At 53.2% G+C, this 25,510-nt stretch carries 27 protein-coding genes; 9 read left to right on the forward strand and 18 right to left on the reverse strand.

Features of this window, described 5'->3' with window-relative positions; all coding sequences use genetic code 11:
• The first annotated feature begins 46 nt into the window (after positions 1–46).
• Positions 47–1,291, forward strand: a complete 1,245-nt coding sequence (mtr, locus tag OGV69_RS03220; protein ID WP_038634179.1) for a tryptophan permease — start codon at positions 47–49, stop codon at positions 1,289–1,291.
• A gap of 88 nt (positions 1,292–1,379) precedes the next feature.
• Here the strand turns inward: mtr and OGV69_RS03225 are convergent, their stop codons facing one another.
• The 3 genes from OGV69_RS03225 to ubiU all read right to left on the reverse strand — a co-directional run bounded on the left by OGV69_RS03225 (position 1,380) and on the right by ubiU (position 4,457).
• Positions 1,380–2,387 carry a luciferase-like monooxygenase gene (locus tag OGV69_RS03225; RefSeq protein ID WP_038634175.1) on the reverse strand — a complete coding sequence of 336 codons (1,008 nt, stop codon included), beginning with the start codon at positions 2,385–2,387 and terminating at the stop codon, positions 1,380–1,382.
• 187 nt (positions 2,388–2,574) lie between these two features.
• Positions 2,575–3,453 carry a U32 family peptidase gene (locus OGV69_RS03230; RefSeq protein WP_417918036.1) on the reverse strand — a complete coding sequence of 293 codons (879 nt, stop codon included), beginning with the start codon at positions 3,451–3,453 and terminating at the stop codon, positions 2,575–2,577.
• Between the two features lie 8 nt (positions 3,454–3,461).
• Positions 3,462–4,457: a ubiquinone anaerobic biosynthesis protein UbiU gene (gene ubiU, locus OGV69_RS03235; RefSeq protein WP_006687898.1), complete on the reverse strand. Its 996-nt coding sequence runs from the start codon at positions 4,455–4,457 to the stop codon at positions 3,462–3,464.
• 220 nt (positions 4,458–4,677) lie between these two features.
• Between ubiU and ubiT the strand changes: the two genes are divergently transcribed.
• Both ubiT and OGV69_RS03245 read left to right on the forward strand, forming a co-directional pair.
• Entirely contained in the window at positions 4,678–5,202 is a 525-nt protein-coding gene (ubiT, locus tag OGV69_RS03240; protein WP_038634172.1) for a ubiquinone anaerobic biosynthesis accessory factor UbiT, read from the forward strand.
• Positions 5,196–5,699, forward strand: a complete 504-nt coding sequence (locus OGV69_RS03245; protein WP_003024966.1) for a GNAT family N-acetyltransferase — start codon at positions 5,196–5,198, stop codon at positions 5,697–5,699. Before ubiT ends, OGV69_RS03245 begins: the two co-directional genes overlap by 7 nt.
• On the opposite strand, the gene OGV69_RS03250 is transcribed toward OGV69_RS03245, so the two are convergent.
• Entirely contained in the window at positions 5,686–5,985 is a 300-nt protein-coding gene (locus OGV69_RS03250) for a GIY-YIG nuclease family protein (RefSeq protein ID WP_038634168.1), read from the reverse strand. The two genes, OGV69_RS03245 and OGV69_RS03250, sit on opposite strands and share 14 nt — an antisense overlap.
• A 52-nt stretch (positions 5,986–6,037) precedes the next feature.
• Here OGV69_RS03250 and OGV69_RS03255 point away from each other — a divergent pair, with 52 nt between their 5' ends.
• Positions 6,038–6,481, forward strand: a complete 444-nt coding sequence (locus OGV69_RS03255) for a YhbP family protein (RefSeq protein ID WP_038634166.1) — start codon at positions 6,038–6,040, stop codon at positions 6,479–6,481.
• On the opposite strand, the gene OGV69_RS03260 is transcribed toward OGV69_RS03255, so the two are convergent.
• Positions 6,461–6,979, reverse strand: a complete 519-nt coding sequence (locus OGV69_RS03260) for a type 1 glutamine amidotransferase domain-containing protein (RefSeq protein ID WP_038634164.1) — start codon at positions 6,977–6,979, stop codon at positions 6,461–6,463. The two genes, OGV69_RS03255 and OGV69_RS03260, sit on opposite strands and share 21 nt — an antisense overlap.
• 128 nt (positions 6,980–7,107) lie before the next feature.
• Here OGV69_RS03260 and OGV69_RS03265 point away from each other — a divergent pair, with 128 nt between their 5' ends.
• Positions 7,108–7,743 (forward strand): NAD(P)H-binding protein, encoded by a 636-nt coding sequence (locus OGV69_RS03265; RefSeq protein ID WP_069324385.1) that lies wholly within the window; start codon positions 7,108–7,110, stop codon positions 7,741–7,743.
• A gap of 93 nt (positions 7,744–7,836) precedes the next feature.
• On the opposite strand, the gene dolP is transcribed toward OGV69_RS03265, so the two are convergent.
• From dolP to OGV69_RS03285, 4 genes are read right to left on the reverse strand one after another with little or no spacing between them, the layout of a single operon-like run.
• Positions 7,837–8,412: a division/outer membrane stress-associated lipid-binding lipoprotein gene (gene dolP / locus OGV69_RS03270; protein ID WP_003024954.1), complete on the reverse strand. Its 576-nt coding sequence runs from the start codon at positions 8,410–8,412 to the stop codon at positions 7,837–7,839.
• 9 nt (positions 8,413–8,421) lie between these two features.
• Positions 8,422–9,012 (reverse strand): DnaA initiator-associating protein DiaA, encoded by a 591-nt coding sequence (diaA, locus tag OGV69_RS03275; protein WP_003024948.1) that lies wholly within the window; start codon positions 9,010–9,012, stop codon positions 8,422–8,424.
• A 34-nt stretch (positions 9,013–9,046) separates the two neighbouring features.
• A complete protein-coding gene (locus OGV69_RS03280; RefSeq protein ID WP_069324384.1) occupies positions 9,047–9,442 on the reverse strand; it encodes a YraN family protein in 396 nt (131 codons plus the stop codon).
• Positions 9,400–11,451, reverse strand: a complete 2,052-nt coding sequence (locus OGV69_RS03285; RefSeq protein ID WP_069324383.1) for a penicillin-binding protein activator — start codon at positions 11,449–11,451, stop codon at positions 9,400–9,402. Before OGV69_RS03285 ends, OGV69_RS03280 begins: the two co-directional genes overlap by 43 nt.
• A gap of 63 nt (positions 11,452–11,514) precedes the next feature.
• Between OGV69_RS03285 and rsmI the strand changes: the two genes are divergently transcribed.
• Positions 11,515–12,378, forward strand: a complete 864-nt coding sequence (gene rsmI / locus OGV69_RS03290) for a 16S rRNA (cytidine(1402)-2'-O)-methyltransferase (RefSeq protein ID WP_038634156.1) — start codon at positions 11,515–11,517, stop codon at positions 12,376–12,378.
• 2 nt (positions 12,379–12,380) lie between these two features.
• Complete coding sequence (locus tag OGV69_RS03295) at positions 12,381–13,382, forward strand: Fic family protein (RefSeq protein ID WP_069324382.1); 1,002 nt, start codon at positions 12,381–12,383, stop codon at positions 13,380–13,382.
• 314 nt (positions 13,383–13,696) lie between these two features.
• Here the strand turns inward: OGV69_RS03295 and kbaY are convergent, their stop codons facing one another.
• The 8 genes from kbaY to kbaZ form a co-directional block, all read right to left on the reverse strand.
• A complete protein-coding gene (gene kbaY, locus OGV69_RS03300) occupies positions 13,697–14,572 on the reverse strand; it encodes a tagatose-bisphosphate aldolase subunit KbaY (RefSeq protein ID WP_069324381.1) in 876 nt (291 codons plus the stop codon).
• A gap of 12 nt (positions 14,573–14,584) precedes the next feature.
• Positions 14,585–15,739 (reverse strand): AgaS family sugar isomerase, encoded by a 1,155-nt coding sequence (locus tag OGV69_RS03305; protein ID WP_069324380.1) that lies wholly within the window; start codon positions 15,737–15,739, stop codon positions 14,585–14,587.
• A 300-nt stretch (positions 15,740–16,039) separates the two neighbouring features.
• Complete coding sequence (gene nagA, locus OGV69_RS03310) at positions 16,040–17,173, reverse strand: N-acetylglucosamine-6-phosphate deacetylase (RefSeq protein WP_069324379.1); 1,134 nt, start codon at positions 17,171–17,173, stop codon at positions 16,040–16,042.
• Positions 17,170–17,604, reverse strand: a complete 435-nt coding sequence (gene agaF / locus OGV69_RS03315) for a PTS galactosamine/N-acetylgalactosamine transporter subunit IIA (protein WP_038634146.1) — start codon at positions 17,602–17,604, stop codon at positions 17,170–17,172. The genes nagA and agaF overlap by 4 nt, the downstream gene beginning before the upstream one ends.
• Positions 17,605–17,620: 16 nt before the next feature.
• Complete coding sequence (gene agaE / locus OGV69_RS03320) at positions 17,621–18,499, reverse strand: PTS N-acetylgalactosamine transporter subunit IID (RefSeq protein ID WP_038634142.1); 879 nt, start codon at positions 18,497–18,499, stop codon at positions 17,621–17,623.
• Positions 18,489–19,268, reverse strand: a complete 780-nt coding sequence (gene agaW, locus OGV69_RS03325; protein ID WP_038634140.1) for a PTS N-acetylgalactosamine transporter subunit IIC — start codon at positions 19,266–19,268, stop codon at positions 18,489–18,491. Before agaW ends, agaE begins: the two co-directional genes overlap by 11 nt.
• A 10-nt stretch (positions 19,269–19,278) precedes the next feature.
• On the reverse strand, positions 19,279–19,752 hold the full coding sequence (agaV, locus tag OGV69_RS03330; protein WP_038634137.1) for a PTS N-acetylgalactosamine transporter subunit IIB: 474 nt from the start codon (positions 19,750–19,752) through the stop codon (positions 19,279–19,281).
• A 19-nt stretch (positions 19,753–19,771) separates the two neighbouring features.
• A complete protein-coding gene (gene kbaZ, locus OGV69_RS03335; protein WP_074458512.1) occupies positions 19,772–21,097 on the reverse strand; it encodes a tagatose-bisphosphate aldolase subunit KbaZ in 1,326 nt (441 codons plus the stop codon).
• Between the two features lie 219 nt (positions 21,098–21,316).
• On the opposite strand from kbaZ, the gene OGV69_RS03340 reads away from it, so the two are divergent.
• On the forward strand, positions 21,317–22,126 hold the full coding sequence (locus OGV69_RS03340) for a DeoR family transcriptional regulator (RefSeq protein ID WP_038634132.1): 810 nt from the start codon (positions 21,317–21,319) through the stop codon (positions 22,124–22,126).
• Between the two features lie 59 nt (positions 22,127–22,185).
• Here the strand turns inward: OGV69_RS03340 and garD are convergent, their stop codons facing one another.
• Positions 22,186–23,757: a galactarate dehydratase gene (garD, locus tag OGV69_RS03345; protein ID WP_038634129.1), complete on the reverse strand. Its 1,572-nt coding sequence runs from the start codon at positions 23,755–23,757 to the stop codon at positions 22,186–22,188.
• Positions 23,758–24,163: 406 nt separating this feature from the next.
• Between garD and garP the strand changes: the two genes are divergently transcribed.
• The gene (gene garP / locus OGV69_RS03350) at positions 24,164–25,498 is read left to right on the forward strand and encodes a galactarate/glucarate/glycerate transporter GarP (RefSeq protein ID WP_038634125.1); all 1,335 of its coding nucleotides are present in this window, start codon (positions 24,164–24,166) and stop codon (positions 25,496–25,498) included.
• The last annotated feature ends 12 nt before the right edge of the window (positions 25,499–25,510 follow it).

A 25,510-nucleotide genomic window follows, 5' to 3' on the forward strand; every position in this document is an offset into this window, starting at 1 on the left:
CACATTGATAAGTAGTCATAATATAAATGACTGGAGAGATGGCTAAATGGCAACACTAACCACCACCCAAACGTCACCTTCGCTGCTTGGCGGCGTGGTGATCATCGGCGGCACCATTATTGGCGCGGGGATGTTCTCTCTGCCGGTGGTCATGTCCGGGGCGTGGTTCTTCTGGTCAATGGCGGCGCTGATCTTCACATGGTTCTGCATGCTGCACTCCGGGCTGATGATCCTTGAAGCCAACCTCAATTACCGGATTGGTTCCAGCTTCGACACCATTACCAAAGATCTGTTGGGCAAAGGCTGGAACGTTGTTAACGGCATCTCCATCGCCTTTGTGCTCTACATTCTGACCTACGCCTATATTTCGGCAAGCGGCTCGATTCTGCATCACACCTTTGCCGAGATGTCGCTGAACGTTCCGGCGCGCGCGGCAGGTCTTGGCTTTGCGCTGCTGGTCGCGTTTGTGGTGTGGTTAAGCACCAAAGCGGTTAGCCGCATGACGGCGATTGTGCTGGGGGCAAAGGTCATTACCTTTTTCCTGACCTTCGGCAGCCTGCTGGGACACGTGCAGCCCGCAACGCTGTTTAACGTGGCGCAGAGCAACGCTTCATATACGCCGTACCTGCTGATGACGCTGCCATTCTGTCTGGCTTCATTTGGTTATCACGGCAACGTCCCAAGCCTGATGAAGTATTACGGCAAGGATCCGAAGACCATCGTTAAGTGCCTGGTTTACGGCACGTTGCTGGCGCTGGTGCTGTATACCGTATGGTTGCTGGGAACAATGGGTAATATTCCGCGTCCGGAATTTATTGGTATTGCGCAGCAGGGTGGGAACATTGATGTGCTGGTGCAGGCGTTGAGCGGTGTGCTGAACAGCCGTAGTCTGGATCTGCTGCTGGTGGTGTTCTCCAACTTTGCGGTCGCCAGTTCCTTCCTCGGCGTGACGCTGGGCTTGTTTGACTACCTGGCTGATTTATTTGGTTTTGATGACTCCGCAATGGGGCGTTTTAAAACCGCATTGCTGACGTTTGTGCCGCCAATTGTCGGTGGCCTGCTGTGGCCGAACGGTTTTCTGTACGCCATTGGCTATGCAGGTTTAGCTGCAACTATCTGGGCTGCCATTGTGCCAGCGCTGTTGGCACGTAAATCTCGCGAACGTTTCGGCAGTCCGAAATTCCGCGTCTGGGGCGGTAAACCAATGATTGCCCTGATTCTGGTCTTCGGCGTCGGCAACGCGGTTATCCATGTTCTGTCGAGCGTTAACCTGCTGCCGGTGTACCAGTAGAACAATTGCCCGGTGGCGCTACGCTTACCGGGCCTACAGAGATTGCGTAGGCCGGATAAGCCGCAGCCGCCATCCGGCACAAATAGCACTATCCCAACAATTCCTGCTTCACATCCATCGCCAAATCAAATGAGTGGAGCCGCGCCTGGTGATCAAAAATCTGGCCGTTAACCATAATTTCATCAGCCTGGGTTTCACGCAAAATAGCCTCCAGCCCGTGCCGCACTTTCGCCTTATCACCGACCAGTGACATGCGTAGCGCCTGCTGCACGCCATACTGTTCAGAAGCGGACCACAGTTGATGCATATTCTCTACCGGCGGCGGTAGCTGGCCGGTTTCGCCACGACGCAGTTTGATAAACGCCTGCTGCATTGAGGTGAAAAGAAATTCGGCATCGCGATTGCTGTCGGCGGCAATAATGTTGATGCACACCATCGCATACGGCTTTGCCAGCCGCGCCGAAGGCGTGAACTGGCTACGATACAGATGCAGCGCCTGATGCAGCATATCCGGAGCAAAGTGCGAGGCGAAGGCAAACGGCAGGCCAAGCTGCGCCGCCAACTGTGCGCTATACAAGCTGGAACCTAATAACCAGACCGGGATCTGCTCGCCGTAGCCAGGCACCGGGCGTACATGGGGGGTCGGGTCGCGGGCGTCGAACCACTCCACCAGTTCTGCTACGTCGCGTGGGAAGTTATCGATATCGCCACTCATATGGCGGCGCAGCGCGCGCATCGTTGGCTGATCGCTCCCCGGCGCGCGGCCAAGCCCGAGATCGATGCGTCCCGGATACAGCGTGTTCAGGGTACCGAACTGCTCGGCGATCACCAGCGGCGAATGGTTGGGCAGCATCACGCCGCCAGAACCCAGATGCAGCGTGGTGGTATTGGCAGCCAGATAACCAATCAGCACAGAGGTTGCGGCGCTGGCGATGCCGGTCATGTTGTGATGTTCTGCCAGCCAGTAGCGGTGATAGCCGCGCTTTTCAGCCAGCCGTGCGAGATCAAGCGAGTGCGTAAAGGCTTCTTTTGCCGAAGATCCTTCAGGGATCGGTGCCAGATCCAGCACCGAGAACGGAATAGTTTTATCAGTCATAACGGCTCACTTTGTTACCGGTTAATCATTTAATACTGCATTAAAATTTGATTAACGTTGTTAACAAAGTGAGCTTTATGAGACCGACGGCAAAAACAATGGCCGATGGCGCTGCGTTTATCGGGCCTACGGGATCGCGATTTGTAGGCCGGATAAGGCATTTATGCCGCCATCCGGCGAGGTTTTATCAGGATTGCAGCTCCAGCCCAGCCAGACGTTTCCAGTAACCGTTGCAGTCGCTATGGGCGGCAAGCGGTAATGGGGCAGTGCCGTTTTCATTGGCGCGGAAGGCATCCAGCATGGCAAATGTTTCCGTGCCAGAAGGGGACAGACGTACAATATCCACCAGACCCTGCATGGATGTCAGCTCGTTGCCGAGGTTATAAACATAGCCGCTCATGGTCTGGATCCCGTTGAGAACAAAGACCTGCTGATTCTCCTGCGACAGCACATCTCGCCCGTTCGGGTATTTGATGCAGCAGGTTTCACACTCGTCTTTTGGCCGATCTTCGGAACGCGCCGTAAAGCAGCGGGCAGAGTACGCCAGCGGCAGATGGCCGTAGCTCAGCACTTCCACTTCAAACTTATCGCGGATAGCTAACTCTTCACACTGGTTGAGCAGATTGATCAGCCAGTCGCGAGATAATTCTACCGGCATACACCAACGCACCATCCCTTGTTTGAGCAGCAAACGCAGCGTCACGGCGTTGTAGCAGTTGAGCGCATGTCCGGCGACAAACGGCAGCTTACGCTCCGCGCACATGTTTACCACGCCCAGATCGCTGGCTTCCAGCAGGAAGTCGCCGTTTTCGACATAGCGCTTTAATTCGCCTAGCTCAGAGGATGCCTGCACCAGCGCCAGCGTTGACAGCACCACCTGTTTACCGCTGCCGGCGAGCGACTTCGCCATATCAATCCAGTCGCCGACTTTAGTGGCGCGACGTTTGCTGCATACCGCTTCGCCAAGATAGATAATGTCGGCCTGGCTGGCGGCGGCCTGCTGATAAAAATCTTCCAGCGTTTCTTTTGGCCAGTACCACAGCACCGGCCCTAAGGAATATTTCATTGCTTCTCTCACTGCCATTTACGGTGATACGCGCCAAGCGTGGTCTGCGTGCCTTCGGACATGGAACCGAGCGTTTCCATCCATGCCGCCTGTGGCGCATAGTTCTGTGGGTCGGCTATACAACGATCGATCGCCTGACGCCACACTTTCGCCACCTGGCTGACGTAGGCCGGGCTACGCTGGCGTCCCTCGATTTTTACCGAGGCAATATTGGCCGCCAGCAGCTCCGGCAGCAGCTCCAGCGTGTTCAGGCTGGTGGGTTCTTCCAGCGCATGATAGCGCTCGCCGTCAACCAAATAGCGGCCTTTACACAGTGTCGGATAACCGGCATTTTCTCCGTCCTGATAGCGGTCAATCAGCACTTCATTCAGACGCGATTCCAGACCTTGTTGGGTCTGCTGCCAGCGAACAAAACGCGCGGGAGAGCAAGCGCCAACCGTGTTAGGCGATTCACCCGTCAGGTAGGATGAAAGATAACACCGCCCTTCCGCCATAATGCACAGACTGCCAAAGGCGAACACTTCGAGTGGAACGGGCGTGACGCGAGCGAGCTGTTTCACCTGATGGATAGACAACACGCGCGGCAGCACCACGCGCGCGACATCAAAGTTGCGATGATAAAAATTAATCGCCTCTTCGTTGGTAGCAGATGCCTGAACAGAGACATGGCGCTCAATATGCGGGTAGCGCTCTGCGGCATACTCAAGCATGGCGAGGTCGGCGAGGATTAGCGCATCCGCACCCAGTTGCGCCGCCATATCTACGGCCCGCTGCCAGCGCGCATAACCATCCGGATGCGCAAAGGTGTTAATCGCGATGTGCAGCTTACGGCGGTGTTGATGGACAAAACTCACCGCTTCCTGCAATTTTTTCTCGGTAAAATTAAGGCCGGCGAAATGACGGGCGTTGGTATCATCTTTCAGCCCGATGTAGACAGCATCAGCGCCGTTCTCGATGGCCGCCTTAAGCGCCGGGAGATTTCCGGCAGGGCAGAGCAGCTCCATAATTTATCCTGAACGTAGCGCCGTGAAGGGCGCAGAAATGTTAACGAAGAGGGATTTTAGTTAACCTTGCTGAGACAATTTTTGATTTGAGGCAGTTAAAGTCGTATTGGTGACAGCAATAAAGAGGTAACAATTTCGCATCGAATTGTTGATTTATGCCGCTATGTCGTTTATTGGATATGGCAAAATAGCAGGACTATTGAAACAGGGAGTAAAGCTCGTGTTGGATAAACTGCGTTCACGCTTAGTACATTTTGGTCCTTCTCTGATGAGTGTACCGGTTAAACTGACGCCCTTTGCGCTGAAGCGCCAGGTCCTGGAGCAGGTTCTGAGCTGGCAGTTTAGCCAGGCGCTGGCTGATGGAGAGCTGGAGTTCCTCGAAGGCCGCTGGCTGAGTATTCATGTGCGTGATATTGGCCTCCAATGGTATACCTCTGTTGAGAACGATAAACTTATCGTCAGCCAGAGTGCCGATGCGGATGTGAGTTTTAGCGCTGACGCCAGCGATTTACTGATGATTGCTGCACGTAAGCAGGATCCGGATACGCTTTTCTTCCAGCGTCGCCTGGTGATTGAAGGTGACACAGAATTAGGGCTGTATGTAAAAAATCTGATGGACGCCATCGAACTGGATCAGATGCCTAAAGCGTTGCGCGTCATGCTGATGCAGTTGGCGGATTTTGTTGAGGCGGGAATGAAAACGACGCCAGACACCAAACAGACTTCGGTAGGTGAGCCATGCTGATTCGAGTTGAGATTCCCATCGATGCCCCCGGTATTGATGCGTTGCTGCGTCGTTCATTTGAGAGCGATGCGGAAGCGAAATTAGTGCACGACCTGCGTGAGGATGGTTTCTTAACGCTGGGTTTGGTTGCGACAGATGACGAAGGTCAGGTAGTGGGTTACGTCGCGTTCAGTCCTGTCGATGTTCAGGGTGAAGATCTGCAATGGGTTGGCATGGCGCCGCTCGCAGTGGATGAAAACTACCGTGGTCAGGGCCTGGCGCGTCAACTGGTCTATGAAGGACTCGACTCCCTGAACGAGTTTGGCTACGCCGCGGTGGTTACGCTGGGCGATCCGGCACTGTACAGCCGTTTTGGCTTTGAGCTGGCTGCGCATCATGACCTGCGTTGCCGCTGGCCGGGCACCGAAAGCGCGTTCCAGGTTCATCGCCTGGCGGACGATGCGCTGGAGGGCGTGACGGGCCTGGTGGAATACCACGACCACTTCAATCGTTTTTAACATCCGGGGTTTGCAGGCTGCTCAGCAGAGCCTCAAGCCCTCCGCCCTCTACAAGGCGCTCTTTCTGACGCTTTGTAAGCTGTTTGACGCGATACTCGATGCGCAGAGCCAGCGAACGGTCGCCGACCTGCGCCGCAAATGCCAGGGTGAGTTCTCCCTTTCCACGTAGCGCCTTCGCGCCTTTCCCGCTCTGATGTTGCTTATATCGACGCTCCACATCGGTGGTTATTCCGGTGTATAAAGCGTTGTCCGCGGTACGGATCAGATACAGATACCAGGGTGTCATTGTCACCATCGACGTGATAATTTTCAGGCCTACAGTATAAAAGAGAACAGAAATGGAAACACTGACTGCGGTGACCCGCTGGCTGGCAAAACAGCACGTCGTAACCTGGTGTGTTCACCATGATGGTGAATTGTGGTGCGCCAATGCGTTTTACCTGTTTGATGCGCAAAAGGTGGTGTTCTATGTGCTGACCGAAGAGAAAACGCGTCATGCTCAGATGTCCGGGCCACGTGCGCCTGTTGCAGGTACGGTAAACGGCCAGCCCAAAACGGTAGCCCTGATTCGCGGCGTACAGTTTAAAGGGGAAATCCGCCGTCTTGAGGGGGAGGAGAGCGACATTGCGCGTAAAGCGTATAATCGCCGCTTCCCGGTGGCCAGAATGCTGTCCGCACCCGTGTGGGAAATTCGGCTGGATGAAGTCAAATTTACGGACAACACGCTGGGCTTTGGCAAAAAAATGCTCTGGCTACGAGACTCACGCCCCGAGAATACGTAATGCCTCACGGTTAAACGCTGGCAGGTCATCCGGTGTTCGGCTGGTTATCAGCTGATCGTTATCATTCACCATTTCCTGATCGTAAAATTCGGCGCCCGCGTTTTTTACGTCAATGATGATAGGTTTCACGGCGGTAAGTTTACGGCCACGAATGACATCCGCGCTGATCAGCAACTGTGGACCGTGGCAAATAGCAAACACCGGTTTGCCGCTGTTAACGAAATCCCGGGTAAAGGTCACGAAACGATCGTCCCCGCGCAGGTAGTCCGGCGAGTGACCGCCTGGCAGTAGCAGGGCGTCAAAATCGGCAGGGCGCACATCCTCGATCGCTTTGTCGATGGTGACGCTGGCTTCTCCTTTTTTCCCCTTCACCGTTTTGCCTGCCTGTTTTTCAATGGTGATGACTTCATGCCCGGCCTGGCGAAATTCTGCTGCTGGTGATGTAAATTCAGAATCTTCAAACTCATCAGTGATTAAAACGGCAATCTTCTTGCTCATGTTTCCTCCGTTGAGTTGGTTGCGAATGAGGCAGAATTTCCATGTTGGCGGATAATTACCTCACGAACTATTAAGTCTGGTCGCTAAGGCTGAGAGTGCAAGACGGACAAATCTGTAAAGGAGCGAGGATGAGTCAGGTGTTAATAACAGGCGCAACGGGGCTGGTAGGCGGAAATTTGCTGCGTATGCTGCTTAATGAACCCCGGGTCAACGCCATTACGGCGCCGACGCGTCGACCGCTGGCTGATACGGTTGGCGTTTATAATCCCCATGATCCGCAGCTAACCGATGCTCTGGCGCAAGTCACCGATCCGGTCGATATCGTTTTTTGTTGTCTGGGAACCACCCGGCGTGAAGCCGGCTCGAAAGAGGCGTTTATCCACGCTGACTATACGCTGGTGGTGGACACCGCCCTGACGGGACGCCGGTTAGGCGCCCAGCATATGCTGGTGGTGAGTTCGATGGGCGCGAATGCGAATTCACCGTTTTTTTATAACCGGGTGAAAGGGGAAATGGAGCAGGCGTTAATCGCGCAGAAATGGCCGCGCCTGACGATTGTCCGACCTTCGATGCTACTGGGGGAACGGGATAAACAGCGGACGAATGAGAGGTTTTTAGCGCCGTTGTTCAGGTTGCTGCCAGGTAACTGGAAGTCGATTGAAGCGCGTGATGTTGCACGGGCAATGCTGGCAGAAGCGCTGGCGCCAGGAGATGAGGGCGTTACGATCCTGACCTCCTCCGAGCTACGCGAAAGGGCAAAATAAAATGCCGGGTGGCGCTGACGTTTATCCGACCTACAAACGATGACGTCCTGTAGGCCGGATAAGACGCTTATGCGTCGCTATCCGGCATCGGTATTACTTAATAAACGTAAAGGCCGTCGTTACGCGTTTCACGCCGCTTACCCGGCTGGCGATATCCGCCGCCGCCTTCGCTTCACGTTCAGTAACCAGGCCCAGCAGGAACACTTCCCCGTTCTCGGTGGTGACTTTCACGTTTGAGGATTTCACCTGATCGCTGGTCAGCAACTGGGAACGTACTTTGGTGGTGATCCAGGTATCGTTGGACGCATCGCCCAGACCGATTGGCTGGCCCTGACGGATCTCATTAAAGACCTCAGTGGTACCTTCTACGCCCATTGCAATCTGTTTGGCTCGCGCAGACAGCTCGCTATTTGGTGACTGACCGACCAGCAGAACCTTGCCCTGATACGCGCTAACGTTGATACGCGCTTCTTTCTTGATCTGGGCATCTTTCGACAACGCCGTATTGACGCGTAATTCCAGGGTTCCGTCGTCTACCTGAGTGCCGACACTACGCGGATCCGTCGCGGCTTTAGTCCCGACGGCTGCGGTTCCGACAACGGCGGCAGCTACACAGCCTTGCAACAGCAGTGCAGCGATAATCACAGCAAGCGGCGAAAATGCCTTCATGTGTACTCCTTAATCATCCTGGTGAGGAAAAAGCGTGTTATCGATGAGATCGCAAAGGCAGTTGACCGTCAGCATATGCATTTCCTGAACGCGGGCGCTGTGGTGTGAAGGAATGCGGATTTCAACATCCTGCGGCCCCAGCAACCCGGCCAGCTCCCCTCCGTCATACCCGGTCAGCGCGACGATTGTCATGTCGCGTGTCACGGCAGCTTCAACGGCTTTCACGATATCGCGGCTATTACCACGCGTAGAGATTGCCAGCAGAACATCACCTGCATGTCCCAGCGCACGGACTTGTTTTGCATAAACTTCGTCGTGCAGGCGATCGTTGGCAATCGCAGTTAAGACCACATTATCAGTATTTAGTGCAATAGCAGGTAAACTTGGCCGTTCCGTTTCAAAACGATTGATCATACTGGCAGCAAAATGCTGTGCGTTGGCAGCGGACGTCCCATTACCACAACAGAGAATTTTGTTGCCATTGAGCAGGGACTGAACCAGCGTCATGGCTGCACGGGAGATCGCATCCGGGAGCGCTTCAGCCGCAGCTATCTGAGTTTGAATGCTTTCTGTAAAGCAGACTTTAATTCTATCTAACACGCTAATCCTTAAGAACCAGGCTCTGAATCTTCAACTATGAGCGGTCGTTGAACGCGTCTTTAAACCACTCAACATCATTTCCGGTGAAGGCTAACACATCGAACCGGCAATCCACAGTATCAAAACTCCCATTGTGGCGCGCAAGCCACAAGCGGGCGGTCTGTAATAATTTGTGTTGTTTGCTCCGGGTCACACTCGCCGCCGCGCCGCCAAATTGGGCTGAACGCCGGTAGCGAACTTCAACAAATACGGTGGTGTTGCCTTCACGCATTATCAGGTCGATTTCGCCGCCACGTTCACGCACGTTGGCGGCGATGAAATGCAGTCCCTTGCTGTGCAGCCAGTCACGCGCAACAGCTTCCCACGCGCCACCGGTCTGTTTGCTCGTTAACTGGCGGGGACGACCTGTCCTTGCTGGTATTTGAGCCATGATAACTTCCTGTTAATCACACAATCCTGATTTGCGGTTAATGCGCCAGTGTTGCCGTTAATTTCGAAGCCCTGCACCTGACGCATTTGCGAGAAGTGGTTGGCAAGCGACCAGGCATCGACACCCATCGCGTACATACGCGCCAGCGAGTAGTCGTTACGCACCGCGCCAAGCGCCTGCTGCATGAGAGGCATGTTAGCGCCTGCCAGCATTGGGATTTCGCTGTACTGCAAGCCTTCCATTTCCAGACGGAAGTCCGGGCCAGCGGTTCCCTGCGCGCTACGGGAGCTGGCATACAGCGTTGCTCCGCTCTGGCTGCCGTTACGCATGGCGATCATCGGTTTAATAAAGGCGATTTCTTCCGGCGTCGCCAGAATATACACGGCGTCAACACGGCCACTGCCCCCGGTGATTTGCGCATCGGTGGGCGCTGCCGGGATCGTCAGACCGCCAATCGTCACGCCAGGCTGCGCAGGTACAGAAGAGGCTACCGGGCTGCCCGTCAGGGAAATACCCGCGCCGCCGTTGACACCCATTTTCAGCTCAGCCGTAGAGCCGAACTTCTGCTGCAGCACTACGCCGCCGCCCAGTTTTTGCCATTCCTGCGCAAAAGCATTAGCCACGCGATCGCCTAACGAACTGCGTGGGATCAACAGCAGCGGCGTCTGTTTGCCTTGATCGCGGATGTGGCGTGCGGCATCGCGCGCTTCATCTTCTGGCGACAGGGCAAAGTAACAAACATTCGCCAGATTCTGTACGGACTCAGGCTGGTTAAGCGCCAGGACGTTTAATGGCGTATTGCTTTTCATCAGCTCTTCAACATTATTCTTCAACAGCGGGCCTACCACGATGCTGGCGCCATCCTGCTGAACCTGGGCCAGGATCTGGTTTAGCGGCTGCGATGAGGTGTCGTAGATTTTCAGCTCAGCGGACGGATTTGCCGGCGCGCTGGCGATAGTTGGTTGTGCTGGTGCGGTTGGCTGTGGGGCTGTAGTTTCTGGCTGCGCAGGCGTCTCGTTGGTCAGATCGCTTACTGACGCCTGAGAAGGGCTGGCAACACCGTCAGTCGTTTGCGGCTGATCCGTGGTCGTCACAGCAGAGGCATCCACAGCAGGCGCGGCGGTAACAGGAGCGGCTACCGGCTGAGTGCCCATGTTTTTCGCGGCTTCAAAGCCTTGCTGAATAGTACGACCAAATACAGCGGCCTGACCGTTCAGCGGCAGCAGCAGGGCAATCTTGCTGGTGGACGCTGGCTTAAAGCTCTGCACGTTAACCAACTGCGTTGGCAGCAGTTTTGCTCCCGGGTTTTGCGGGTAACGTTTTTGCCAGTCGGCAATACCAGCTTTCATCATGTCCGGGTCGTTACGGTTATCGAACCAGACGCGCTGGAGGTCCAGCCAGCCTTGCAGTACGTTTTCATCCGCATTGATGACCAGCGTCTGCGCTTGCTCCTGGGTCATGGACGACAGTGCCTGCCAGGTTGCATCGATGTTTTTCTGTTTAGCGTTCGCGGCAAGCAGTGGTTCCTGGGCGATCAGGGCGCGCAGCAGCGACAGCGACGGGCGACCCTGATTGGCGTCGATTTGCGCCTGCCAGTAACGCGCCTGCTGGTTTGGGTCGAAATCGGCGGGCGTGAGTTTATCCAGCAGGGCCTGTGCTCCCGCGACATCTTTCTGCGCGAGCTTGATCTCGACGACCAGCAGTGACTGCTCACGACGCTGGGCATCGTTTAGCTTCTGCGGTAACTGGTTGAACAATTCGATAGCCTGCTGGCTCTTACCTTCTTTCAGCAGTGCACGAATGGCGAGTAATTGCCAGTTGGTCTTGCTATCATCTGAACTTTGCTGCATCTGTTGCAGATAAAAGCCGGAATCAGCCTGCGCAGTGCCCTGCATATGGGCTGCACTCTGGTCTGGCGCTTGGGTGCCACAGCCTGCGAAAATCAATGCTGCCAGAATGACTGGTAGCGCGCGCGCGGCTTTCAAACGAGAAAATGTTGAGGGTACCATACTGTATCCAGTGATATTTTTTTACGCAATGCTCAATATTAAATCGGCAATACGGACGACACAATGAAACAACACGAATCGGCGGATAATTCTCAAGGCCAACTCTTTATTGTACCTACTCCTATCGGAAATTTGGCTGATATTACCCAACGAGCGCTCGAAGTTTTACAAGCCGTTGATTTAATTGCCGCTGAAGACACCCGTCATACAGGATTATTGTTACAACACTTCGCGATTAACGCCCGTTTGTTTGCCTTACACGATCACAATGAGCAACAAAAAGCCGAGACGCTGGTGGCAAAGCTCAAAGAAGGCCAAAACATCGCCCTGGTTTCCGATGCCGGAACGCCGCTGATTAACGATCCGGGTTACCATCTGGTGCGCACCTGTCGCGAAGCGGGGATCCGCGTTGTTCCTCTGCCAGGCCCTTGCGCGGCGATTGCTGCCCTGAGCGCTGCCGGCCTGCCTTCCGACCGTTTTTGCTATGAGGGTTTTCTGCCTGCCAAATCGAAAGGCCGCCGCGATGCGATGAAAGCCATTGAGGCAGAACCGCGTACGCTTATTTTTTATGAATCCACCCACCGTTTACTGGATAGTCTGGAAGATATGGTCGCCGTCTGGGGAGAATCCCGTTATGTGGTGCTGGCGCGCGAACTGACCAAAACCTGGGAAACCATACACGGCGCGCCGGTCGGCGAACTACTGGCGTGGGTCAAGGAAGATGAAAACCGTCGTAAGGGCGAAATGGTGCTGATTGTCGAAGGACATAAAGCGCAGGAAGATGACCTCCCGGCTGATGCGCTGCGTACGCTGGCGTTGTTACAAAAAGAGCTGCCGCTGAAGAAAGCGGCGGCGCTGGCAGCGGAAATTCACGGCGTGAAAAAGAATGCGCTGTATAAGTACGCGCTGGACCAGCAGGGGGAGTAAGAGTGAGCACCTACCAACCACCTTTCGTCGTCACTCCATTGATCCTTAATCAAGTCATTGAAATTGGTGAGTTGATGGGGCATTGGGCCGCGATGGCTGGTAGGGCATCTCCTCTTTTGCGCAAAGAAAATCGTATTCGCACCATTCAGGCCTCTTTAGCGATTGAGCATAATTCGTTGACTACGGAGCAAGTCACCGCACTGATGGAAGGAAAACGTATTCTGGCTCCTGCTAAAGACATACAGGAAGTGAGAAATGCGATTCTGGCCTATGAAAAGATGTCGGAATGGAAAAGTGAACAATTATCCGACCTTTTACAAGCACATCGGGTCCTCATGCTCGGTCTGGTCGATAACCCGGGCCAGTTACGTACCGGCAATGTTGGTGTTTACAGGGAAAAGCAGCTTATTCACATGGCTCCGCCAGCCTCACAAGTTTTACGTTTGATGAATGATTTACTGGGCTGGTTAAAAACGACAGAGCTTCACCCGCTGATTGCTGGCGCTGTTTTTCATTATGAATTTGAATTTATTCATCCTTTTGCCGACGGTAATGGACGGATGGGACGGCTGTGGCAGACATTAATCCTGCGTGAGTGGCGATCGGAATTGGCGTGGTTACCCGTAGAGACACTGATCCACTACCAACAGGATCGCTATTACCAGGTGTTAGGGCAGTGCGATCGGCAAAGTAGCTGCACGCCATTTATAGAATTTATCCTGGAAAACATCATCTCTGCTTTGCAGGAGGGATTGAGGAAACCATCACCCCTGTCGGAAGAAATGTCGGAAGAAATGTCGGAAGAAATGTCGTCTGATTTACTGGATATAGAAAAACGTATTCTACAAATCTTGTCGAATCAGCCGGGCAGATCCGCCAAAAGTATCGCTGATGAGTGTGAAATTTCAGCCCGCACCGTAGAGCGCTATCTGAAAGCGTTGCAGCTAAAAGGCAAACTGCAACGCGTTGGCGCGACAAAAGGGGGGATGTGGAGGGTGCTGTAAATTTTTATTTATCAGGATATTGTGAGCCATCAATCAGACTACTCACATTACGATGCAGCCATAAAAATGAATCAGGAATAGTTGTAGTGACGGTGGCGGCCTGGTAGTTTTCTACCGCATTGTGCTTCGCTTTAGCTGCTATCAGCAGCAAGATCTCTTAAGTATTCAGGATGTCCTTCTACCCTGGCGTATGCCGCGAATCACACGATGAACAGCCGTTTTTGACATGTCATGATGGCGTGTACACTAATTATTCGAACAATGAGCGCTACCTGACAACACGCAGATAGCACTCGCGCAGAATATAATGACGGTCACGATAATTCGCAGGTAGCCATCAATTTGTTTGCTGAACCACAGACATTAATTTTACTCCGCACCACTTCTTTCATCGCATCCATACCGACCCGCATGTAATAGCGGGGATCGTTGCCCTGCGGATTTTCTGCAAACCATGCTTTGACCGCGTCGGCAAAGGCGATTTTTAGTTCGGTGGCCACGTTAACTTTGCATATTCCCAGCTCGATTGTGCGGCGGACGTAGTCGTCAGGAACATCGCTTGCGCCATGCAGCACCAGCGGAATATCCACCACTTCACGAATTTCCCCTAAACGCTGGAAATCGATTTTGGGCGTTTTAGTGTACAAACCGTGTGCCGTGCCGATGGCAACAGCCAGGCTGTCGACGCCGGTACGTTCGACAAACCGTTTCGCTTCCTGCGGGTCGGTCAGGAAGGCGCTTTCGGCATCCACGCTCATATCATCTTCAACGCCGCCGAGGCGGCCCAGCTCAGCTTCCACGCTGCAATCTTTGGCATGGCAAAAGTCCACAACGGATTTCACCAGCTTGACGTTTTCTTCAAACGGGAAGTGGCTGCCATCAATCATGGCGCTGCGCACCCCGGCATTCACCTTACGGCGGATATCGTCCAGCGATTCATGGTGGTCGAGGTGCAGCGCCAGCGGCATGCCGTAGCTGGTGGAATAAGCGCTGCACAGCGCATAAATCTCTTCCAGCGCGATATGTTTAAACGTACCCGGCGTTCCGGCAAGGATCACCGGCGATTGCATTTCATAGCACACTTCCAGGATCGCCTGGATCGTTTCGGCGTTATGGATGTTAAAGGCCGGTACGGCATAGCCTTTTTTTTGCGCATCCTGCAGGAGGTATTTTGTAGAAATAATGCTCATAAAACGATCCTTTTAGGCGTTCCAGGGATGAATAACAACGCCCTGTACGACGCGGTTCACGGTACCGCTGGCAGAAGGCGTATCTGGCGTATTACCGATACTGATTGACTGTGTCAGGGCGAAGACCTGCGCATACATCAGGAAGCAGAACGCCAGTTCCATATCAATGAAGGTGCGGGCAGGCGGCAGCAGGATATGCGGACCGGCTTCAATCACGTCATCGGTTTGTGCGGCAATCGCGACTACCCGCAGCGCCTGCCGATCGCGGCGTAACTCAGCTAACAGATCAAGATCGTATTGGCGTGTATAGGGGTGGCTGGAAACAAAGACCACTACCAGCGTTTCGTTATCAACCAGCGATTTTGGCCCATGACGAAAACCGGTCGGCGAATCATAGAATGCCGCCAGTTTACCCGCTGTCAGTTCCAGGACTTTCAGCGCCGATTCACGCGCGGCTCCCTGTAACCCACCGCTACCGAGGTAGACGATCCGTTTCCATGGCGCGTTGCCGAATACGCCGTCGCTGAAATCACCCAGTGAAGTCAGGATCGTCTGGCAACGATCGGCCACGTCGCGGAAGGTCTGGCTGTTGATTTTTTGCGGGGCGAATACCGCCAGGCAACTGGCCATCATGGTGGTAATACTGCTGGTCATGGCGAAGCCACGATCGTGCGTTTCAGCAGGCATTAACAGTGCAAAGGCATTGTCGCTTGCGACGGCGTTTTGATACAGGCTACCTGCTTCGTTACAGGTAATTGGCAGGTGATAGCACTCAGGTACAAACTGATTAGCCAGTTCCACTGCCGCAACGCTTTCGGGGCTGTTACCTGAGCGAGCGAAAGAAACCAGCAGCAACGGATGTGCGGGATTCAGATAATCCATCGGATTGGTGACCAGATCGGTGGTCGGCACGGCGCTGATGTTTTTTCCGGTTTGGCTTGCCAGCCACGGAGCAATAATGTCGCCGATAAATGCGGAAGTACCCGCCCCGGTCAGTACGATCCGCAGATCGTTTTTGCGCAACAATGGCGCGAGAAAGCTATCAATGGCGGATCGAATATTATCGATATTAGCGAGAGAGCGGATCCAACTAGCGGGTTGCTGACGGATCTCTTCTTCTGTCCAGGTGCCCGTCGACGCGTGAGCAGGGGTGTAGGTTTCTGGCATAACTTAAGTCCTTAGTCTCGTAAATTCCACATAAGACGCTGGCAAAATGTCGCTATCTTTCGTTTCGTTTCACTTGTTCATATGATCGATTGATTAAAATCTATATGAAAGAAAGTGAAAGTTCAATGATGCAAAATGAAATAAAACGAAATTTGTGATCGTGAGAACGAAGATTGTAATTATCTTGTTGATCTTTAAAGAGTCGCTTGCAGATTGTGCGGATCAAAATTTTATAAGCGAAAGGAAAAGAAAGGCCCGGCGATCAAAGACCGCAGGCCAATACGAGACAAAATGAAAGGTCTAAAGGGGGAGAGCCTGACCCTGAATCCAGATCTGCTGCAAATGCAGGCCGCTATTGAGGGCGATAATGTCGGCATTTTTGCCCACCGCTAACGATCCGCGTTGGCGATCGATTCCCAACAGGCGAGCGGGATGGAGCGAAGCCATGTGGATCGCCTCTTCAGAGGTAATCCCGGTGAACTCGACCATATTACGTACGGCTGCATCAACCGAGAGCGTGCTGCCCGCCAGGCCACCGGAAGCGGTACGCACAATACCGCTGCACATTTCCACTTCCTCACCGCAGAGCGTATAGCGCCCGTCCGGCATACCAGCAGCCTGCATCGCATCGGTGATCAGCACCAGTCTGTCTTTTGCGCAACAGCAGCACAGCTTCATGGCCGCCGGGTGGACATGGTGTCCGTCAGCGATAAGCTCCAGCCAGGCGCGAGAGTCGGTTAACCCTGCGCCAACCATTCCGGGCTCCCGGTGGTGTAAACCGGTCATACCGTTATAGCAGTGAACCAGTCCATCAGCCCCGACATCAAAGGCGGCGCGGGTTTGCTCCCAGGTGGCTGCGCTGTGGCCCAGCATCACCCGTACGTTGCGCTGCTTCAGATGTTTGATAGCCTGCAATGCGCCGGTTTTTTCTGGCGCCAGCGCAACGACGCGCAATGTTTGTTGGGAAATCGCAATCAGTTCATCCAGCTCCCTGAGCTCCAGTTCCCTGAAGAGCTCAGGCGGATGCGCCCCTTTGTTCTGTGGCGTAAAGTACGGCCCTTCAAGATAACTCCCCAGTACCTGCGCGCCAGGCCCGCCGGAATAGTAGCGGTGGGCAATACGTTTCAATGCGCGGTGAATATCTGGTAATGGGGCGGTGACGGTGGTGGGTAGCCAACTGGCTACCCCTTCGCGCGCTTTGTGCATTGCCAGCTTGTCGAGCGTATCCGGCGCATCATCCATGACATCGACACCTGCGCCTCCATGCACATGGGTATCGATATATGCAGGGCACAACAGCTCAGCATCGCGCACCATCACGCCTGAGACGATAGGCTCAATGGCTCTAATGGTGCCATCCTCAATACGCACCTGATGATCGTCCAGCCAGCCTTGTTCCGTGAGCAGACGCTTGGCGCGTAGCACCTGTATCATATCCCTTCCTCGACGGGTTTTTCCTCGCGACAGCGTCCCAGCTCGTCCACCAGGCTGGTCAACCCCCGATGTCCGCATTCCAGCGCCTGCAAACGAAACGCTTCGCTGCTCAGGCCGTCGCGTTCCAGTACCATTTCCAGCAGCAGTTGCAGATTGGTGCCGGTGATCACTTCAGTACCTTGTCTTTGCATGGCCAGTGTGGAAGCGACGCGAAATGGTGTTCCGCCCAACAAGTCAGTCAGAAACACGATGTCTTGCTGAGCATCCAGTTCACTCACTGCCTGTTCAAGTTGCGAGGTGAGTAAGGCTGTGGTTGAGGTTTCCGGAAAGTCGATGGCGATGAACTGAGTCTGTTCACCTAAAATCTGTTTCATCGCTTTTTCCATTCCGCTGGCAAACCCGCCATGACCCGTCAAAATAATACCTAACATCTACAACCCCTTACATTTACAGGAAGTGACAGAACTTACCCACGATGCCGAGCACCACGGTAATGGCGATAAGACGCAGAGGACTCCAGCCACGACGAACCAGCCAGAACATGGTCAATGTGTAGACCAGCGGCAAAAATGCAGGCATCAGCTTGTCTATAACGTCTGTCTGTAGTTTCACAACCGCATCGCCAGCAGTAATTTCCAGCGTGGTGCTCAGGCGAACATAGGTCGCTACCAGCGCGCCGATCACCGTCATCCCAACGATAGATGCCGCATGTCCAACCTTTTTGGTGTTAGCTTTAATCAGTGGGATAGCTGCAACGCCCATTCGATAAGCATAGTGTGCCAGCCCAAAGCGCAGACCAAGATGAACCACGTTAAACATCACAATAAAGACAACAGCGCCAAGAATAGAGCCTTGTAGCGCCAGGCTTGCCCCGATACCGCCGCAAATAGGCAATAACGTTAACCAGAACATGGCATCACCGATACCGCCAAGCGGCGCACCGACGGCAATCTTGGTACTTTGAATACTGTTCACATCCTGCTTGGAGCGTTCCATTGCCAGGATAATCCCGATAACAAACGTGACCAGGAACGGGTGCGTGTTGAAGAAGCCCATATGGCCTTTCATTGAACGCGCCAGATCTCGCTTGTTGGTATGGATCTTTTTCAGTGCAGGTAACAGACCGTATAACCATCCTGATGCCTGCATACGTTCATAGTTGAAAGAGGCCTGTAACAACATGGAACGCCAGGCAACACGGTTGATATCTTTTTTCGTCAGCTCGGCACCGATATTCTGGTCTTCGTAGACGTTTTCATTCGTGCCGGACAGCAGCGTTTCTTCGGTTTCGGAAACGTTCGGCAGAGCCGTTTGATTAGATGCCATCTTCGAATTCCTCTTTTTGTGCTGCGGGAGCTGTAGGTTCAGGTGATTTACGCAGAAAATCGATCAGCGCCATGGCCAGTGCTGCGGCGGCGATAGCCAGCACAGGGAGTTTGAGCCAGGCGGCGGCGACAAAACCCAGGATGAAGTAAGGGATGTAGACGTTTTTCATCATGATTTTCAGCAGTACGGCGAAACCGATAGCTGGCATGATGCCGCCTGCCACGCCGAGGCCGTCAATTAGGCGGGTCGGCAGAACATCTATAGCTGTTTTGGCATGTTCCGCGCCAAAGTAAATCGGCAGGAAAGCGCATAAGAAGTAGAACGTCCCCAGCGCCAGTAACGCCAGATAGTTGACCCGCTCAATTCCGTCTGTATCGGCATTCGCCGCCATGCGATCGCAGCGCGCCATCACCCCGGACATCACGGAGAAGAGGAAGGTAATACCCATTTGTACCGCTACCGCGAACGGTACAGCGACACCGACAGCGACTTCCGGTTTTACGCCAGTGGTGATGGCGAAAGTCGTCCCCACGATGGTGCCGATGATGACGTTTGGCGGCTGTGCTCCCGCCAGCGGAGCCAGACCCATCCACACCAGTTCCAGCGTACCCCCGGTTAAAATACCGGTATGCAGATCGCCCAGAATCAGGCCGACCAGCGGCCCGAGAACAACCGGGCGGTGCATGTGCGTTAACCCGTTGAACATATCCAGGCCTGCAATAAAGGCGAGAATACCCAACGCAAAAGCCTGCAACAGACTGATTTCCATTGTGAATCCCTCAGAGAAGTTTATAGAGGTCCTGGGCGGGTTCTGTGGGAACGCCCTGAACGAAGCATTCCACCCCAGCGGCTTTCAACCCGTTGAACGCCGCTATATCGGCAGCGTCTACAGAAACCGTTTTGGCGATTTGCTGCTTGCCGTTGGCATAGTGCATGTTGCCAACGTTGATACGATTAACAGGAACACCGCCTTCGACCAGACGGTAGAAATCCGCAGGCGATTTGCAGACCAGCAAAATTTTCTGGCGATCGGCGGCACGGTGAATATTGTCGATTACTTTTTGTAGTGACCAGAAGCGCACGGCAATCCCTTCCGCCAGAACCATTTCCATCAGGTTTTGCTGCACCGGATCTTCAGCCACCTCATCATTGGCGACCAGCACCAGATTTGCCCCCGCAAATCCGACCCATTGCACACCGACCTGACCGTGAATTAAACGTTCGTCAATGCGACTTAATACAATGTTTGGCATGGTATTTTTCTCTTTCTTGTTATGCGTTATGGGATGAATCACCCAGGCTGGCGCAGTGATATTGCTGCAGTATGTCCTGAATATGGTTAATGATGAGTTCTCGCGGAGTCGCGCTGAGATCTCCCTCGCGCACTTTTACGTACTGCAAGGGTAGATACTGGCTAATCAGCGGTAACGGGATCGGTTCGTCGGCCAGGTTACGTACCAGACGTTCGAATGCCTCATCAATCTGGCTGTCCGGCCAGTAGTAACGAACCCGATCTGAGTAGCTATATCCGCGGGCCAAACGGCGCGCGTTTCCATCGCCGTGATAGTGGCTCTGCCAGTACTCTGGTCGATCAAGCATCACGCTTTCCAGGACATGTCGCAGGCCTGAGCTGGCTTTTGCGGGCAGTAATTCCTCTTCAATAGCGGCTAATGAAAATAACGCTTCGCGCAGGGCAAAGGTCAGCGCCGGGCCGACTTTCAGGATCGCGAAATGATCTTTAACCAACTGGCGCAAGGACTGAGGCGTTTGGTAATCGGTAGAATGCGCTTCAAAAATCAGCGTGTCGTAGTCTTCCACCATTTTGCTGAGTGACACGGCTTTCTGCGGTTGGTAATCAATGATGTGGGTGTGGTCGAATTCGACGCCGGGTTGCACCACCAGGGCGATGATACGCGGCCAGATACCTTCCAGTCCGCGCTTTTCAAAGGCGTGATAGTGGGCCTGCAGCGTTGCGCGTGCCGCATCCGGCGTTGTTACCGCCAGTTCGGTTAATGCTTCGTGAGCGCCGCCAGGAACCGGGACTTCTGTGCCAATTACATAGACCAGGTCAGATTCACCAAAATGCGCAATACAGGTTTCTTCGGCAACTTTTGCCAGGCGCGCGGCGCGCTCAGCGACGATTTCATCCGTGAGTGGAACCGGGTCGTTAGCACAAGACATGCTGCAATCAAGGTGGATCTTTTTAAAGCCAGCGGCGACATAACTCTTGATCAGATCGTCAGCGTTGGCCATTGCTTGTTCTGCTGGCAGATGTTGCCAACGGTTTGGTCCAAGGTGGTCTCCACCGAGAATCAGCATATCCTGAGAAAAATTAAGCGAGTCGGCTAAACCGCAGACAAAACTGCGAAAATCGGCTGGTGTCATACCCGTATAGCCGCCAAACTGGTCAACCTGATTAGAAGTTGCTTCGATCAATAGCGGTGTATGATTGGCATGGGCGTAGCGTATTGCGGCTTCCAGTACGATTGGATGCGCGGAACAAACGGCATAAATCCCGTTTGCCTTCCCCCGTTTATGTTGCTCGACTATTTTAGTTAGATGTTTCACTTTCCTCTCCAGGTCAGATAACTGCGACATCAATCTTTCGTTTTGTTTCATTTAATACTGCATCATGGTGATTTAAAAATAAAACGAAAGATAATGGTTTTCCGATCTGTTTCACAAAAGAAACGCAATGAAAGATTTCAGCGTGAATCCGTTCGACTCTTCCCTGCTTGTGGGGCTTGCATTCGCGTAAAAGAAAGGCGTTAATAGACAAAACGAAATAAAACGAAAGAGACAACTAAAGGATTTCTTATGAGTAACACCGAGTCTTCTGCAGACAAGCGCGTTATCGGCACCAGCGAAAGGCGCGAGCAGATCATCCAGCGGTTACGGCAGCAGGGAAGCGTTCAGGTTAACGATCTTTCCTTATTTTATGGCGTCTCCACGGTCACGATTCGTAACGACCTCGCTTTTCTGGAAAAACAGGGGATTGCGGTACGCGCCTATGGTGGGGCGCTGATTTGCGATAGCACTACGCCTGGTGTTGAGCCTTCTGTTGAAGACAAAAGTTCGCTCAATACGGCGGTAAAACGCAGTATTGCCAGAGCCGCCGCAGAGTTGATTAAACCGGGGCACCGCGTGATCCTTGATTCCGGCACCACGACGTATGAAATTGCCCGCCTGATGCGCCAGCATACCAATGTGATTGCAATGACTAATGGTATGAATGTCGCTAATGCGTTACTGGAAGCCGAAGGGGTTGAGCTGCTGATGACCGGCGGTCATTTGCGTCGTCAGTCGCAATCCTTTTATGGCGATCAGGCTGAGCAATCGCTACAAAATTATCACTTCGACATGCTGTTTCTTGGCGTTGATGCTATCGACTTAGAGCGTGGTGTTAGTACACACAATGAGGATGAAGCGCGTCTCAATCGCCGGATGAGTGAAGTCGCGGAGCGCATAATCGTTGTTACCGACTCGACGAAGTTTAATCGCTCCAGTCTGCATAAGATCATTGATACCCAGCGGATCGATATGATTATTGTTGATGAAAATATTCCAGAGGAGAGTCTGGAAGGCTTACGTAAGCATGGGATTGAGGTTGTTTTGGTGAGTATTTGACAAAAAGGTCGGAAAGTTTTCGAACTCCCCGACCTGTAATCGAATTTCACTTTCAGCAATCAGGTCACAGGCGCTGGGTTAAACACCGCCAGTTGATTATGCAGTCCCCACTGATCCGAGAAGGTTTTCTTACGCCCGCTGGCGACCTCGAGAATAAACTCGAACAATTTCAGACCCACGTCTTCAATGGTTTCTTCTCCGGTGGCGATGGTACCGGCGTTGATGTCCATCAGGTCAAACCAACGATTGGCCAGCTCAGTACGCGTCGCCATTTTTATCACCGGCACCGCCATCAGACCGTACGGCGTACCGCGACCGGTGGTGAATACCTGCACGGTGATCCCGGAAGCAACCTGCTGTGTACCGCAGACAAAATCGCTGGCGGGGGTCGCGGCGTAAATCAGTCCTCGTTTGGTTGGGCGCTGGCCCGGCGACAATACTTCGACGATGGCGCTCTTGCCTGATTTGGCGATTGAGCCCAGCGCTTTTTCCACCACGTTTGCCAGACCGCCTTTCTTGTTGCCCGGTGAAGGGTTGGCGCTGCGGTCAGTCTTGCCCATATCCAGGTAGTTATCGTACCAGGCCATCTCTTCGAGCAGGCGCTTACCTACTTCTTCGTTAATCGCGCGCGGGGTAAGAAGATGGATAGCATCGCGCACTTCGGTCACTTCCGAGAACATCACGGTCGCGCCGCAGCGTACTAACAGGTCGGAGGCATAACCGACCGCCGGGTTGGCCGTGACGCCGGAAAAGGCATCGCTACCGCCGCACTGCATACCGACCACCAGTTCTGATGCCGGGCAGGTTTCACGTTGGCGTTGGTTGAGCTTTGCCAGATGGCGTTCTGCCACTTGCAAAATATCAGCAACCATTGATTGAAAGCCGACGTGCTTTTCATCCTGTAAGCTGACGATGCTGGCGCTGTCGACCGGGATACTTTTTACATCATGAGTCCCTTCCAGCAGTCGCTCTGGTTGCAGTTTTTCGCAGCCGAGGCCAATAACCATCACTTCACCGCCAAAGTTGGGGTTCAGCGCAATATTATGGATGGTGCGAATCGGCACAATGGCGGCCGGAGCGTTAATCGCCACCCCGCAGCCGTACAGGTGATTAAGCCCCACCACGCCATCGACATTCGGGTATTTGGGGAGCAGATCGCGCTCAATGATTTTCACCACATAATCCACCACGCCCGCTACGCAGTGTACGCTGGTGGAGATGCCGAGCAGATTCTTGGTGCCAACGCTGCCGTCTGCATTGCGATAGCCTTCAAAGGTATAACCCTCAAGAGGCGGTAGCGGCTCCGGTACTTTGGTCGCCAGCGGCAGCGTCTCCAGCGGCGGGGCCTTGGGCAGCTCAACCATGGATTCATCAATCCAGCTACCGCGCGGGATATCGCGTACGGCATAGCCTATCACTTCGCCATACCGCACAATTTCGCCGTGAACAGGAATATCGCATAGCGCCACTTTATGACCCTGGGGAATATGTTCAATCAGCTCCAGCCCATCCGGGAAACGCGTTCCGGCTTTCAGACCATTGTCATTGACAATAATCGCCACATTATCTGTTGCGTGAACTTTAATATAAAACGCCGAGGGCGATTCTTGTCTGATTTCGATGTCGGCCATTGTCCAGTATTCTCCAGCAAGGTGGTAATAATAGTGTGGATATTTATATTTTGAATCCAATTATCAGTAATAAATATTCGGTATCGTGAAATAAGAATGTCAGGAGTTTAAAATTAAGAATGTGATCATGATCACTTAAACTCAGCAGGACCGTACCACCAAGGGGACTAATCAGTAAATGTGTGCATCAGCGCCCATGGGTGTGTGCATATGCCCAAGATATTATTTTAATAACGCGCGATAAATGAGCCTTTGCACAATGATTAACGTTGCGCTGCTGATTATACTAAATCACGGTTTCATAACGTCTGATAAATTATTATGTGTTTTTATTATCGGTAATTTATCACCAGGGATAGCTAACAAATAATAATAAAAACATTTTTATGTGCCCGAGGTAAATAGAATGATTCTGGATACAATTGTCGAGAAAAAGAAAGGTACACATACCCGCTATTTAATATTACTGATAATTTTTATTGTAACTGCCGTTAACTATGCGGACCGTGCGACGCTGTCAATTGCCGGCACGGAAGTGGCGAAAGAGTTGCACCTCAGCGCCATCTCAATGGGGTATATTTTTTCCGCCTTCGGTTGGGCTTACCTGCTGATGCAAATCCCCGGCGGCTGGCTGCTCGATAAGTTCGGCTCGAAGAAAGTCTATACCTGGAGCCTGTTCTTCTGGTCGCTGTTTACCTTCCTGCAGGGCTTTGTGGACATGTTCCCGCTGGCCTGGGCAGGTATTTCAATGTTCATCATGCGCTTTATGTTGGGCTTCTCGGAAGCGCCTTCCTTCCCGGCCAACGCCCGTATCGTGGCGGCCTGGTTCCCGACCAAAGAGCGCGGTACGGCATCCGCGATTTTTAACTCCGCACAGTATTTTTCCCTGGCGCTGTTTTCGCCGCTGCTGGGCTGGCTGACCTTCGCCTGGGGCTGGGAGCACGTCTTTACCGTGATGGGGGCGATTGGTTTTGTGCTCACCGGGCTATGGGTAAAGTTTATTCATAACCCAACCGATCACCCGCGTATGTCGCAAGAAGAGCTGAAGTTTATCTCTGAAAACGGTGCGGTCGTAGATATGGACCATAAGAAGCCGGGAGATGTGAAGTCAGGTGGTCCTAAGCTGCATTATATCAAGCAGTTGCTGACCAACCGTATGATGCTTGGCGTGTTCTTCGGACAGTATTTTATTAACACAATTACCTGGTTTTTCCTTACCTGGTTCCCGATTTACCTGGTACAGGAAAAAGGTATGTCGATCCTCAAAGTTGGTCTGGTGGCGTCTATTCCGGCGCTATGTGGATTCATTGGCGGCGTGCTGGGTGGGGTGTTCTCTGATTATCTGATTAAACGTGGCTCCAGCATCACCCTGGCGCGTAAGCTGCCGATTGTGCTCGGCATGCTGCTCGCATCGACCATTATTCTGTGTAACTACACCGATAACACCGCTCTGGTAGTCGCGCTGATGGCGCTGGCGTTCTTCGGCAAAGGCTTCGGGGCGTTGGGCTGGCCGGTGATTTCCGATACCGCGCCGAAAGAGATTGTCGGCCTGTGTGGTGGCGTATTTAACGTATTTGGCAACGTGGCCTCCATTGTTACTCCGTTGGTGATTGGGTATCTGGTGAGCGAGTTGCACTCATTTAATGCCGCGCTGATGTTTGTAGGGTGCTCAGCGCTGATGGCAATGGTTTGCTACCTGTTTATTGTCGGTGACATTAAACGTATGGAATTGCAGAAATAAACAAAGGTATAG

It is taken from the genome of Citrobacter sp. Cc139 (assembly GCF_030334645.1).
Taxonomy (GTDB): domain Bacteria; phylum Pseudomonadota; class Gammaproteobacteria; order Enterobacterales; family Enterobacteriaceae; genus Citrobacter; species Citrobacter werkmanii.

Coding starts and splice junctions, on each gene's coding strand:
- kbaY (WP_069324381.1), bottom strand. CDS start 14,572: ATGAGCATTATTTCTACAAAATACCTCCTGCAGGATGCGCAAAAAAAA.
- OGV69_RS03245 (WP_003024966.1), top strand. CDS start 5,196: ATGCTGATTCGAGTTGAGATTCCCATCGATGCCCCCGGTATTGATGCG.
- OGV69_RS03305 (WP_069324380.1), bottom strand. CDS start 15,739: ATGCCAGAAACCTACACCCCTGCTCACGCGTCGACGGGCACCTGGACA.
- kbaZ (WP_074458512.1), bottom strand. CDS start 21,097: ATGTCGCAGTTATCTGACCTGGAGAGGAAAGTGAAACATCTAACTAAA.
- OGV69_RS03255 (WP_038634166.1), top strand. CDS start 6,038: ATGGAAACACTGACTGCGGTGACCCGCTGGCTGGCAAAACAGCACGTC.
- OGV69_RS03250 (WP_038634168.1), bottom strand. CDS start 5,985: ATGACACCCTGGTATCTGTATCTGATCCGTACCGCGGACAACGCTTTA.
- dolP (WP_003024954.1), bottom strand. CDS start 8,412: ATGAAGGCATTTTCGCCGCTTGCTGTGATTATCGCTGCACTGCTGTTG.
- OGV69_RS03340 (WP_038634132.1), top strand. CDS start 21,317: ATGAGTAACACCGAGTCTTCTGCAGACAAGCGCGTTATCGGCACCAGC.
- OGV69_RS03230 (WP_417918036.1), bottom strand. CDS start 3,453: ATGAAATATTCCTTAGGGCCGGTGCTGTGGTACTGGCCAAAAGAAACG.
- OGV69_RS03280 (WP_069324384.1), bottom strand. CDS start 9,442: ATGGCTCAAATACCAGCAAGGACAGGTCGTCCCCGCCAGTTAACGAGC.
- OGV69_RS03225 (WP_038634175.1), bottom strand. CDS start 2,387: ATGACTGATAAAACTATTCCGTTCTCGGTGCTGGATCTGGCACCGATC.
- nagA (WP_069324379.1), bottom strand. CDS start 17,173: ATGATACAGGTGCTACGCGCCAAGCGTCTGCTCACGGAACAAGGCTGG.
- rsmI (WP_038634156.1), top strand. CDS start 11,515: ATGAAACAACACGAATCGGCGGATAATTCTCAAGGCCAACTCTTTATT.
- mtr (WP_038634179.1), top strand. CDS start 47: ATGGCAACACTAACCACCACCCAAACGTCACCTTCGCTGCTTGGCGGC.
- garD (WP_038634129.1), bottom strand. CDS start 23,757: ATGGCCGACATCGAAATCAGACAAGAATCGCCCTCGGCGTTTTATATT.
- agaE (WP_038634142.1), bottom strand. CDS start 18,499: ATGGCATCTAATCAAACGGCTCTGCCGAACGTTTCCGAAACCGAAGAA.
- OGV69_RS03265 (WP_069324385.1), top strand. CDS start 7,108: ATGAGTCAGGTGTTAATAACAGGCGCAACGGGGCTGGTAGGCGGAAAT.
- OGV69_RS03285 (WP_069324383.1), bottom strand. CDS start 11,451: ATGGTACCCTCAACATTTTCTCGTTTGAAAGCCGCGCGCGCGCTACCA.
- agaW (WP_038634140.1), bottom strand. CDS start 19,268: ATGGAAATCAGTCTGTTGCAGGCTTTTGCGTTGGGTATTCTCGCCTTT.
- garP (WP_038634125.1), top strand. CDS start 24,164: ATGATTCTGGATACAATTGTCGAGAAAAAGAAAGGTACACATACCCGC.
- ubiU (WP_006687898.1), bottom strand. CDS start 4,457: ATGGAGCTGCTCTGCCCTGCCGGAAATCTCCCGGCGCTTAAGGCGGCC.
- OGV69_RS03260 (WP_038634164.1), bottom strand. CDS start 6,979: ATGAGCAAGAAGATTGCCGTTTTAATCACTGATGAGTTTGAAGATTCT.
- agaV (WP_038634137.1), bottom strand. CDS start 19,752: ATGCCAAACATTGTATTAAGTCGCATTGACGAACGTTTAATTCACGGT.
- agaF (WP_038634146.1), bottom strand. CDS start 17,604: ATGTTAGGTATTATTTTGACGGGTCATGGCGGGTTTGCCAGCGGAATG.